The organism is Ruminococcus sp. AF37-20, assembly GCF_003460465.1.
Classification (GTDB): Bacteria; Bacillota; Clostridia; order Oscillospirales; family Ruminococcaceae; genus Hominimerdicola; species Hominimerdicola aceti.
The window spans coordinates 23,460-34,549 of sequence record NZ_QTVE01000021.1; the positions used below are offsets into that span (position 1 = coordinate 23,460).

Annotated in this window: 10 protein-coding genes; 5 read left to right on the forward strand and 5 right to left on the reverse strand. The window is 45.6% G+C overall.

Annotated elements, in window-relative coordinates:
- Positions 1–7: 7 nt before the first annotated feature.
- The 3 genes from DW015_RS11275 to DW015_RS11285 are packed head-to-tail and all read right to left on the reverse strand — an operon-like array spanning position 8 to position 1,781.
- A complete protein-coding gene (locus DW015_RS11275; RefSeq protein ID WP_117905682.1) occupies positions 8–832 on the reverse strand; it encodes a DUF4097 family beta strand repeat-containing protein in 825 nt (274 codons plus the stop codon).
- Complete coding sequence (locus DW015_RS11280; RefSeq protein WP_117905683.1) at positions 832–1,461, reverse strand: DUF1700 domain-containing protein; 630 nt, start codon at positions 1,459–1,461, stop codon at positions 832–834. Before DW015_RS11280 ends, DW015_RS11275 begins: the two co-directional genes overlap by 1 nt.
- The gene (locus DW015_RS11285) at positions 1,458–1,781 is read right to left on the reverse strand and encodes a PadR family transcriptional regulator (protein WP_002851767.1); all 324 of its coding nucleotides are present in this window, start codon (positions 1,779–1,781) and stop codon (positions 1,458–1,460) included. Before DW015_RS11285 ends, DW015_RS11280 begins: the two co-directional genes overlap by 4 nt.
- Before the next feature lie 284 nt (positions 1,782–2,065).
- Between DW015_RS11285 and sufC the strand changes: the two genes are divergently transcribed.
- Genes sufC through sufU form a run of 5 tightly spaced genes read left to right on the forward strand, consistent with a single transcriptional unit; the run spans position 2,066 to position 6,855 of the window.
- Positions 2,066–2,806, forward strand: coding sequence for a Fe-S cluster assembly ATPase SufC (gene sufC, locus DW015_RS11290; protein ID WP_117905684.1), 741 nt, complete (start codon positions 2,066–2,068; stop codon positions 2,804–2,806).
- Positions 2,807–2,864: 58 nt separating this feature from the next.
- Entirely contained in the window at positions 2,865–4,271 is a 1,407-nt protein-coding gene (gene sufB / locus DW015_RS11295; RefSeq protein ID WP_117905690.1) for a Fe-S cluster assembly protein SufB, read from the forward strand.
- Between the two features lie 19 nt (positions 4,272–4,290).
- Positions 4,291–5,223, forward strand: a complete 933-nt coding sequence (locus DW015_RS11300; protein ID WP_117905685.1) for a SufD family Fe-S cluster assembly protein — start codon at positions 4,291–4,293, stop codon at positions 5,221–5,223.
- 5 nt (positions 5,224–5,228) lie between these two features.
- Complete coding sequence (locus DW015_RS11305) at positions 5,229–6,440, forward strand: SufS family cysteine desulfurase (protein ID WP_117905686.1); 1,212 nt, start codon at positions 5,229–5,231, stop codon at positions 6,438–6,440.
- Positions 6,430–6,855: a Fe-S cluster assembly sulfur transfer protein SufU gene (gene sufU, locus DW015_RS11310; protein WP_117858848.1), complete on the forward strand. Its 426-nt coding sequence runs from the start codon at positions 6,430–6,432 to the stop codon at positions 6,853–6,855. Before DW015_RS11305 ends, sufU begins: the two co-directional genes overlap by 11 nt.
- A gap of 41 nt (positions 6,856–6,896) precedes the next feature.
- Here sufU and DW015_RS11315 read toward each other — a convergent pair whose 3' ends face one another.
- Both DW015_RS11315 and DW015_RS11320 read right to left on the reverse strand, forming a co-directional pair.
- Complete coding sequence (locus tag DW015_RS11315; RefSeq protein ID WP_117905687.1) at positions 6,897–8,609, reverse strand: glycosyl hydrolase; 1,713 nt, start codon at positions 8,607–8,609, stop codon at positions 6,897–6,899.
- A gap of 30 nt (positions 8,610–8,639) precedes the next feature.
- The gene (locus DW015_RS11320; RefSeq protein ID WP_117905688.1) at positions 8,640–10,919 is read right to left on the reverse strand and encodes a glycoside hydrolase family 95 protein; all 2,280 of its coding nucleotides are present in this window, start codon (positions 10,917–10,919) and stop codon (positions 8,640–8,642) included.
- Positions 10,920–11,090 lie beyond the last annotated feature (171 nt).

Genomic DNA, 11,090 nt, shown 5'->3' on the forward strand with positions numbered 1-11,090 from the left:
TCACTCCTTATCTGAAATTAAGCGAAATTTCGCCGATACCGTTGTCAATGTCAAGTTTTATTTTGTAAGAAAGCTCGTTCTCTTCTGTTGTGCTATTTATTTTCACTTTGCTGTCTGATTTTATCTTATAGTCGTTTTTGCAGCCGTCGATATCAAAATTTATACTTCCTATGCCGCCGTCTATCTCAGCGTCGCCGAGAAGCTTTCCTGAAAAGTCTGTTTCGCCTACCCCGCAGTCAAAGTCAGAATCGTTAAAAGTGCAGTCTTTGAAAACTGTTTTTCCTACTCCAAGGTCAAAGTCGGCTTCATTTTTGCAGGTGACGTTAATGACCTCTGAGCTTCCTGCACCGAAATCTATGTCTAGGTTTTCACAGGTCAGATCTGAAAGCTTCATTTGTCCTGCGCCTGCGTCTATCTTTACAGTGTCAAACGCTTTTTCAGGAAGCTCTATAGTCAGCGTAGGCTGACTTCCGTCAAAGGAGATATATCCGCCTTTAAGGTGCAAAAGGCTGTCGGCGGTCTTGACCTGAAGCTTGCTGTTTAATGACGAAAAATTTATCTTCTCTGGGAGATTTTCTCCTGTGACGTGGATATTTTCGTCACTGCTCTTTTTGATGTTGAGATCCCCTGCGGAGAAGTCGATCTCCATATTATCTATAGTGGCAACCTCAAAAGTTTCGTTGTAGGAATAATGCTTGCCAAGACTTTTGGTGTTTGTGACTTTGATAAGCACCACGCCCACAATGAAAAGCACTATGCCGATAATAAATATCGTCAAAAAAAATGGGAAACGTCTGCGTTTTACGTCGCCTGTGTTATCATATTTTGCCATTAAGCCACCGCCTTTGAGCTTACAAACCTATGGACAAAGTTTGTGAATTTGTTGAAAAGGCTTACACAGCCACGCCATATGCACCTTATAACAGGCATTACAATCATGCCTCCAAGTCCGATACAAATAAGTCCTGCACCGATAAGGGCAATGCCTGCGGGATAGACCGTGAAAAGCGTTACTATACCGCCTATTGTAAGGGAGAAGCCTGTTGCGAAAACTGCTATTATTATGCTTAAAAGTGCACAAAGTATCGCCAAGGCTATTGCGGCAAAGGCAAACATAAGGCTGAACCATATTGGGCTTGTGATGATGATAACAAGAAGCTTTGAGAGAGAATTGCCGTTCTGTGGCACCTTATTGTCAGTATCACGAGCCTGTGAGGGGTCAGCGGCGGCTTCCATTTGAAATACCGAGTCGCCCTGTGGGTGTATGCCACTGTCTTGCAAAATTTTGTTGGCAAGCTCTTCGGGCGAGCCGAGGTTTGCGGCAGTTTCAGCTTCATGGGCTGCACCTGCATCAAGGAATATCTCCTCATAAAACCCCATTGCGTCATTTATTTCATCTTCGGCAAGTCCGCCGTCTTCAAGCGATCTGCGCAGTTGGGTAAGATACTCAAGTCTGTTCATGTGTTTTCTCCACCTTTTTCTAATAATATACGGTCTACCATATTCTTATGCTTCTTCCACTCTCTGCGGTATTCTTCAAGAGCTTTTTCTCCCTTTGGGGTAACGTGATAATAACGTCTGTTCCTGCCCATATATTCCTTATCGTAGGTTTCAAGCAGCTCGTTTTTTTGAAGCCGTTTCAGTACAGGATACAAGGTGGATTCTGAAACGTCCACCGCACTGCGTATGAACTGTGTTATCTCATATCCATAGGTATCCTCTCTGTCTACCACCGACAGTACCATGGAATCAAGCAGTCCTGCACTTATTGGAAAGCCCATTTACTCTCTCCTTTCTTTAGTCAGCTCAGTTATTATATAGATCTATAATACTATATCGTTGGATATATTATACGTCATATAATATTATTTGTCAAGGGGTAAAATCGATTTTTTTTGTTATCATCACTTTATGTGAGTTAGTTTAGAGTAATTGTTTGTTGAAAATTCCTATTGATTTTCTATGCTTTTGTGATATAATATCTATTAGGAACAGCTAACTCGTGATAACCATGTCATGACGTTTTACAAAGCCTGACAAGGCGATAGAGGAAAGGACACAGAATATGAAAAGTAATAATTTGTTGAAGATAACTGGACTTCATGTGAGCGTTGGGGATAAGGAAATTTTGCACGGTGTTGACCTGACGGTGAACAGTGATGAAACTCACGTTCTTATGGGTCCTAACGGCACAGGTAAATCTACGCTGGGTTATGCTATAACAGGCAACCCTGCTTACACTGTAACAGAGGGTGACATTGTTTTTGGCGGTGAAAGCATTGTGGATATGCCTGTGAACGAGCGTGCGAAAAAGGGCATTTTTCTGTCATTTCAAAATCCGCTGGAAGTGCCTGGGGTTACACTGAGCTCGTTTATAAGAAGTGCCTTGGAGCAGAAAACAAAGACACGTCTTAGACTTTGGGATTTCAAGAAAAAGCTTGCGGAAACAATGAAGCTTCTCGATATGGACGAGTCTTACTCTGACAGAGATCTCAACGTGGGCTTTTCAGGCGGTGAGAAGAAAAAGGCAGAGATATTGCAAATGCTTATGCTTGAGCCAAAGCTTGCTATACTTGATGAAACAGACTCAGGCCTTGACGTTGACGCAGTAAGGACAGTTTCACAGGGCGTAAAGCTCTACAGAGAACGTGTTCACGGCTCACTGCTTATTATAACACACAGCACAAGGATACTGGAGGCTCTTACAGTTGATGCCGCTCATGTTATGGAAAATGGCGTTATCGTTAAAAACGGCGGTTCAGAGCTTGTGAAAAAGATAAACGAAAAGGGCTTTTCGGCTATCTGATAAAAGTGTGTAAGGGGCGTTTTGCCATTACACGCAGTAAGAGGACGAGGTGAAAATGATGAAAGAAAAAAGTCAGGTCATGGATATTGACCGCAGTATTTATGATATAAAAGATGTTGAAAACGACGCTTACCGCATAAAAAACGGTCTGACGCCTGAAATAATAGAGAAGATATCAAAAGAAAAGAACGACCCTATATGGATGCAGCAGTTCAGACTTCAAGCTTTGCAGATATATAACGAGATACCTACCCCTGATTGGGGGCCGTCACTCGAGGGGCTTGATATGGACAATATTGCCACATATGTAAGACCAAACACGAAAATGCAGAACAACTGGAAGAACGTTCCGCAGGATATAAAGGACACCTTTGAAAGGCTGGGCATACCGCAGGCGGAGAGAAAATCTCTTGCAGGCGTAGGTGCGCAGTATGACTCTGAGCTTGTTTATCATAACGTGCGATCTGAGGTGGCCCAGGAGGGCGTTGTTTACATGGATATCGAAAGTGCCATGAAAGGCGAATATGCCGACATGGTGAGAAAATATTTCATGAAGCTTGTTACGCCTAGGGATCACAAGTTTGCGGCTTTGCATGGGGCAGTATGGTCGGGTGGCTCTTTTGTGTATGTACCAAAGGGCGTACAGCTTTCAATACCGCTGCAATCATATTTCAGGCTTAACGCAAAGGGCGCAGGTCAGTTTGAGCACACGCTTATCATAGTTGACGAGGGTGCGAGTCTGCATTTTATCGAGGGCTGTTCTGCTCCAAAATACAATGTTGCAAATCTTCATGCAGGCTGTGTTGAGCTTTATGTTAAGAAGAACGCAAAGCTAAGATATTCCACTATCGAGAACTGGTCGAAGAATATGTATAACCTTAATACAAAGCGTGCTATTGTGGAAGAGGGCGGCACTATCGAATGGGTGTCAGGCTCGTTCGGTTCGCACATTGGCTGTCTTTACCCTATGAGCATTTTAAAGGGCGACAATTCCAAAATGGAGTTCACGGGAGTTACTTTTGCAGGAAGCGGACAAAATTTGGATACAGGCGCAAAGGTAGTTCATGTGGGCAAGAACACAAGCTCCTTTATGAACACACGTTCAATAAGCAAGAGTGGCGGAATAAGCACGTTCAGGAGCAGTGTTGTGGTGGAAAAGAGTGCGAAGAAGGCTAAGTCATCGGTATCATGCCAGTCGCTTATGCTTGACTCTGAGTCAAGGTCTGACACTATCCCTGCAATGGATATCCGCACAAAGGACGCCGCTATCGGTCACGAGGCGAAGATAGGCAGCATAAGCGGCGACTCAGTTTTCTATCTTATGAGCCGTGGCATGACTGAAGAGGACGCAAGGGCTCTTATCGTAAGCGGCTTTGCAGACAACGTTTCAAAGGAACTGCCTGTGGAATATGCGGTGGAAATGAACAATCTTATAAGACTTGAAATGAAAGGCAGCATAGGCTGACGGGAAAGGAGTGCTTAAAATGACTAAAAATATCCTGATAGACAAGCTGCCGACAAAAACGTGGAATTTTCTCAAGTTAAACAGTGCTGAGATACAGTGGGACAGCGAAAGTGCAGCGAAAACTGAGGAAAACATCATCTTAAAAAAAGATGAAAAGAACGAGCCTGTAAGGCTTGACAACAGCGGCGCAGAGGGATATACTGAAAAGGTCGTGAACGTAACGGCTGAAAAGGCCGCAAGGGGCGTTATTTTTGAAGTTTGCAGAGGAAACGCTCCTATGCTGTCAAGGGTGAATATCGACCTTGAGGAGGGAGCTGAGGTGAAGCTCGTTATGCTTCTTGAGCCGTCGGAAAACGGACTTGTGCGACATGAGGTCAGGGCGGAATGTGGGGTAAATTCCCATATCCACATTATGACTATTATGATAGGCGGAGGAGATATCTACAGCGACGATCATGTTACCCTAAGCGGTGACGAAGCGAGGTTTGACGCTGACACCGCTTATCTGGGGAAAAATTCACAGACTATAGACTATAACATAGTGGCTGATCATTTCGGCAAAAAGACGGAGAGCCTTATCACTGTGAACGGCGCTTTGACGGACAGTGCAAAAAAGGTTTTCAGAGGAACGATAGATTTTAAGAAAGGCTCTGCGGACTCTGTTGGCAGCGAGAACGAAACTGTGCTCATGCTTGGGGACGATGTTGTGAACAAAACTGTTCCGCTGATACTTTGTGCAGAAGAAAACGTTGAGGGTACTCACGGAGCGACTATAGGCGAGCTTGACGCTGACACTATGTTCTATTTTGAGAGCAGGGGCATTGACAGAGAAACTGCCGAGAAGATAATGGCTTACGCCGCTGTTGAAAGGCTTATCCATATGGCTGAGGACAGCGAATTTGCGGCGGAGGCTGAAAAAGCCATGGGAATAAAAACTGACACAGAGGAATGAGATAGATGCAAGGATACAAGACGGATTTTCCACTTCTTATGCAGGATAAAACGGTTTATATCGACAACGCTGCAACTGCACAGCGACCGAAATGCGTTATTGATGCTGAAAACGATTTTTACACCTGTCACAATGCAAACCCTCTCCGTGGAATTTATGAGCTGAGCGTTCAGGCAACGGAGGATTATGAGAATGCACGAAAGGCAGTGCGTGACTTTATCGGTGCGAAGTCTGTGCAGGAGATAATTTTTACACGCAACACCACAGAGAGCATAAATCTTGTGGCATACAGCTATGGGCTTTTCAATTTGAAAAAGGGCGACGAGGTGGTGGTTTCCATAATGGAACACCACAGCGACCTTTTGCCGTGGCAAATGGTTTGCAGGCAGACGGGTGCGGAGCTTAAATTCCTTGAATGTGAAAAGGACGGCAGTCTTGACCTTAACAAAGCTGAGGAACTTATAACAGACCGCACCAAGATAGTTGCTGTTACGCAGCTTTCAAATGTGCTTGGCAGAGAATATCCTATAGAAAAGCTTGCAGAAATTGCACACCGCAAGAACGCCGTTATGGTGGCAGACGGTGCACAGAGCACGCCGCATATTGCGGTGGACGTGAAAAAGCTTGGGGTGGATTTCTTTGCATTTTCAGGTCACAAGCTTTATGGACCTATGGGCATAGGCGTGCTTTACGGCAGGCGTGAGTTGCTCGAAAAAATGCCGCCGTTTCTCACAGGCGGCGAGATGATAGATTCGGTGTCAAGGACTTCGGCGGTGTATGCTGAACTGCCCCATAAGTTTGAGGCTGGCACTGTCAATGCGGCAGGCGCAGTGGGACTGAAATCGGCTATAGACTATGTGAAAAGCGTGGGCTTTGAGGAAATACACAAGAGAGAGCTTGAAGTTTCGGCGTATGCCTTTGAGAAAATGAAAGAGATTGCTCACATAAATATACTTGGTTCGGAGAAAGCTGAGGAGCATAATGGTATTTTGACTTTTACTGTGGACAATGTTCATCCACATGACGTGAGCGAGATACTTGCGGCAGACGGCATTGCGGTCAGGGCAGGTCATCACTGCGCACAGCCGCTGCTTGAATACCTTGGCTATCGTTCAACAGTGAGGGCAAGTTTTGCTTTTTACAATACCAAAGAGGACGCAGACAGATTTTTAGACAGTCTTTCAACTGTTAAGGAGCGAATGGGTTATGGAAAATAGAAATTTTTACAATGAGATACTAACGGAGCACAATATGCACCCTGATTTCAAGCATGATATAGAGGACGCAGACATTGTGCTGGACGGGATAAATCCAAGCTGCGGCGACGAGATACAGTTAAAGCTGAAAACTGACGGGGATATCATTACGGACGGGGCTTTTGTTGGTGACGGCTGTGCAATATCTCAGGCTTCAACGGATATAATGCTTGGGATGATAATAGGTCAGAGCAAGGAAAAGGCTTTGGAATATGCGGATATTTTCATGAGAATGATAAGGGGCGAGGCGTCTGACGAAGAGATAGACAGCCTTGAAGAAGCTTCTGCCCTCAGGGATATTTCCCATATGCCTGCGAGAGTAAAGTGTGCAATGCTTGGCTGGCGGACGCTTTCTGAGGCGCTGAAAGGTAAATAGGGTATAAAAATGCCGCTGAGAGAGTTCTCAGCGGTCTTTTTCTATTCTGCCTTAGAAGAAGTTTCTTTCTTCGTCTTGCTGTCAGCCTTTGAACTATCATTCTTTTTGCTCTCAGCGGATTTTTCTTCCGTGTCCTTTATGGAACTTGCAAGGTGGGTGAAGTCGGGGAGCTTATCCCTTGTTAGAGTGAGATTGTTGTTATACATCTTGATAAGCTCGGCGGCGGTGTTGTTTTCTTCAGCAAGCTTGCCGTCATCGGTCATAAGATAATTTCCGCCCCATTGACCTATGAACGCCCACATGGCTTTTTCGTCTGCAATGCTCTGTATGTCAGGGAAGCTTCCACATTCGCTCATTGCAATAGGCTTGTTCTTTGATATGCTTTGCAGGAAAAGCATTATGTTCACCTGTGCGTCCTTATTGCCGTCGTCATAAACATCGCAGGAAAGCACGTCGCAGTATTCGTCGCCCACATACCAATCGGCATTCTGCGCTGACCATACCCATATGAGATTGTTCAGCTTGTGGTATTTCGTCTGACGCTCGTACATAAGCTTCCAAAGCCATTTGTAGGCTTCCTTGTCATTGCCCCACCAGAAATCGCCGTTGCTGGCCTCGTGGAGCGGTCGCCAAAGCACTGCTATTCCCTCATCACGGAGGGTGGAGAGTTTCTCAGATATGGTGTCGATATCCTGAACGACAGCAACACATTCTTTGCTTACCTTGCCGTCCTTTTGAAGCTTTTTGATATCCTCAAGGCTGAGTTCTGCGATATTTTCCTTTGTAACTGCCTTTTTGATGTCAAAATCCGTCTGGTCGGCATAATATTCACGCTTGTCGTCAGGGGCAGCCCAGTGCCACATATAGCCCACTATGCCGTCCTTTGAAGCCCAATCCATGGCGATGTTCATCTCGGTGTCGGTGGTAATGCTGTCCTTTTCAGTGGCAAGCATAAGGTCGCCAAAACGTATTGCAGGGTATTTTCCTGTGGTTTTGTATATCATGTCTGTTTCAGCAGATGTGCCGATGGTGTCATGCTGACCCAAAAGCACCTGCTTGCCGTAGCTTTCGCAAAGATACTGATAAAGCGCTTTTGCATTGTAGTCGGAGTCTTTGTTTGAAAGAGCAGGCTTTGATATAGTAAGGTCAAGCTTTGATATATCCTCGCTTGCAGTGAGGGTCAGGCTGTCAACGTCAAGTCCGCCGTCCACAGGGATAACGGATATTGCCGTCTTGCCTTTTTCTATGTAGATATTCTTGAAAGTCACCTTTTCAAACTTGCCCGAGCCGCTGGCTGAGAAATCCTGAAGCTTTTTGCCGTTCACAGCTATGCCGTTCACGCACGGCACATCGGAAGCCACTGTTATGGTAAGGTCATAATACTGTGAGTCGGTAAGCTCGATCTCTCTTGACCAATCTTCCTCAGCGGAAATGTTCGTCACATAACCCTTGCCCTTGTAGCCCTTGCGGTCGCTTTTTACTTTCGCCTTGCCTGAAACTGAGCCTGTTTCGGCTTCAACGCTTTTTGAAAACTTCACATAAGGTATGGCGTTTGCCACGATCTTTGTTTCTTCGTAGCTTTTTAAAGCCTGCTCGTCAGCCTTGCTGTCATCGTTTGTCTGTTTTTTTGTTGTGGTTACAACAGATGTTTTTTCGGGGGCGGTCATGCTCTCGTTTCTGCCTATCTGCACTCCGCAGCCTGACAGCGTGCAAATTGCTGCAACAGCCGCTGCCATTATCCGATAATGTCTCATTTCAATATCCTCTCAAATTTTGTCTTTTGCTCAGAATGTGAGCGTGTATGTTTTACCTGTTTCCGTGTCAAACTCCGCTGCGCCGTCTGTGTACAAGGTCTGTACATCGCTGCTTGCAGTGTGTACCTTTACGCTGTCGCACACTATCCTGCACTTTTTTCCGCACCTTGAGTGAATGTGGCAGGCTGTTATCTTTGAGTCTTTCCACTCAAGGTCGATAACAAAGCCGCCTCTTGCACAAAGTCCTTTGAAGCTGCCCTCCGACCATTCTTTCGGCAGTGCAGGCAAGAGAATTATCTCGCCGTTCTCGCTTTGCAAAAGTGCTTCTGTGATACCGGCAGTTCCGCCAAAGTTTCCGTCTATCTGGAAAGGCGGGTGCATATCGAACATATTCTCGCTTGTGGAGTTTGAAAGAAGTGCTATAACATTTTCGTACACTTTTTCACCGTCAAAAAGTCTTGCCCAGTGGTTTATTATCCATGCCCTTGACCAGCCTGTGTGTCCGCCACCGTGTGAAAGACGTCTTTCAAGGGTAGCCCTTGCGGCTTTGGCAAGCTCAGGGGTCTTTCGCATTGTTATGATGTCAGCAGGATAGAGTGCGAAAAGCTGTGAGATGTGCCTGTGACCGGGCTCGACCTCGTCATAGTCCTCTGCCCATTCCATTATCTGACCGTATTTGCCTATCTCAGGTGCAGGAAGTCTGTCTCTGGCTTCAAGGACTTTCTTTCTGAAACCTCCGTCAGTTTCAAGTATTTTTGAAGCTTCCGCAACGGCAGTGAAAAGCTCATAGATTATCTGGCTGTCCATAGACGGACCTATGCAGATAGAGCCTTTTGAGCCTGAAGCTGTGAGATAGGTATTCTCAGGGGAAACTGACGGGCAGGTAACAAGTCTGCCCTTTTTGTTTTCGATAAGGAAGTCAAGGAAAAATTCTGCCGCTTCTTTCAGGGTGTCATATTTCTCGCTGAGAAACTCTCTGTCCTGAACATAGAGATAATGCTCCCATATGTGCAGGCAGAGCCATGCCGCACCCATTGGCCATTGTGTTCCGGGTATCCACAAGTCCTGCGGTGCGGTGTCGCCCCATATGTCGGTGTTATGGTGACAGACAAAGCCACGGCAGCCATACATATTCCTTGCGGTCTTTCTGCCGTTTGGACGGAGCTTCTCGATATGGTCGATAAGAGGCATATGAAGCTCTGAGAGATTACAGTTCTCTGCACACCAATAGTTCATTTCGGTGTTTATATTAATGGTGAATTTACAGCCCCAAGCAGGCCACATATCCTTGTTCCAAATGCCTTGGAGATTTGTAGGCAGGGTCTTTTCTCGGCTGCCTGCAATAAGAAGATATCTGCCGAAATTGTGATACATTTCAATAAGCTTGTTGTCGGGATCGCCCTCTTTCACAAGAGCAAGTCTTTCGTCTGTAGGCAGGGTGGAATTACCTGAGCTGTTGTCGCAAAGGGAGATATTCGCACGGTCATAGTATGACTTGTAGTCTGCGATATGGTCAGCTTTAAGCTGTGCATAGGTTTTTTCCTCGGCTCTTTCAACGTCAAAGACAGCCTGTCCCTTGTAATCCTCACAGCGGTAGCTTGTCTGTGCGCCAAGGAGGATAGTCACCTCGTCGCAGTCCTCACAGGTTATGAAGCTTCCATATGGGTAGACCTTTCCGCCCTTGTGGAGTACCTTTATATAAGCGGCAAAGTTTATGCCGTCCTCTGAGCCACATCCACCGTAAAAGAGGATATCGTTGTCATGCACAGGCGAGTTGTCATCAAAATAATCATCTCTGCCGTCAATGCGTACACGGACGCTTATCGCTTTTTTCTCGGAAGCCGTTATGTGCATAACAAGCACCTGATCGGGCTGTGAGATAAACATTTCTCTTGTGTAGTCAACGCCGTTTATGGCATATTCTGTGGAGCAGACAGCGGTGTTAAGGTCAAGGCTTCTGCTCTTGAAGTCACATTCGCTCTCTTTATAATGTATAACGTTCATGTCGCCAAGGGGCATATAGTGCCTTTGATTTACAGGCGTGCCGCAGAAAGCGTCATAGATTATTTTTTCAGCCTCGTTTATTTTCTCCTCAAAAAGCAGTTTTCTCACTTTTTCGAGATTAGGCAGTGCGGACTTATTATTTCTTTCACGGAAACCGCCCGACCAGACGGAGTCCTCATTGAGCTGAATCCTCTCTTCAAGTGGCTGAGAGAACACCATTGCGCCTATCCTGCCGTTTCCAAGGGGCAGTGCTTTGTTCCAATCGTCTGCAGGGGTCTTATACCAAAGAAGTGCGGAAGTATCCATAGCTAATCCTTTCGTTATCTGTATATATCTGTATTTTAATATGGTTGTAGGTTACAATCCCTTATATTATAGCATATTTTGTTTTGGTTGACAAGGGGGAGAGGACTTGTGAGATGCTAGGAAATGTAGTGCTACAATAGATATTGGACAAAATTAAGAAAAAAGAAAAGA

Coding starts and splice junctions, on each gene's coding strand:
- DW015_RS11275 (WP_117905682.1), bottom strand. CDS start 832: ATGGCAAAATATGATAACACAGGCGACGTAAAACGCAGACGTTTCCCA.
- DW015_RS11280 (WP_117905683.1), bottom strand. CDS start 1,461: ATGAACAGACTTGAGTATCTTACCCAACTGCGCAGATCGCTTGAAGAC.
- DW015_RS11285 (WP_002851767.1), bottom strand. CDS start 1,781: ATGGGCTTTCCAATAAGTGCAGGACTGCTTGATTCCATGGTACTGTCG.
- sufC (WP_117905684.1), top strand. CDS start 2,066: ATGAAAAGTAATAATTTGTTGAAGATAACTGGACTTCATGTGAGCGTT.
- sufB (WP_117905690.1), top strand. CDS start 2,865: ATGAAAGAAAAAAGTCAGGTCATGGATATTGACCGCAGTATTTATGAT.
- DW015_RS11300 (WP_117905685.1), top strand. CDS start 4,291: ATGACTAAAAATATCCTGATAGACAAGCTGCCGACAAAAACGTGGAAT.
- DW015_RS11305 (WP_117905686.1), top strand. CDS start 5,229: ATGCAAGGATACAAGACGGATTTTCCACTTCTTATGCAGGATAAAACG.
- sufU (WP_117858848.1), top strand. CDS start 6,430: ATGGAAAATAGAAATTTTTACAATGAGATACTAACGGAGCACAATATG.
- DW015_RS11315 (WP_117905687.1), bottom strand. CDS start 8,609: ATGAGACATTATCGGATAATGGCAGCGGCTGTTGCAGCAATTTGCACG.
- DW015_RS11320 (WP_117905688.1), bottom strand. CDS start 10,919: ATGGATACTTCCGCACTTCTTTGGTATAAGACCCCTGCAGACGATTGG.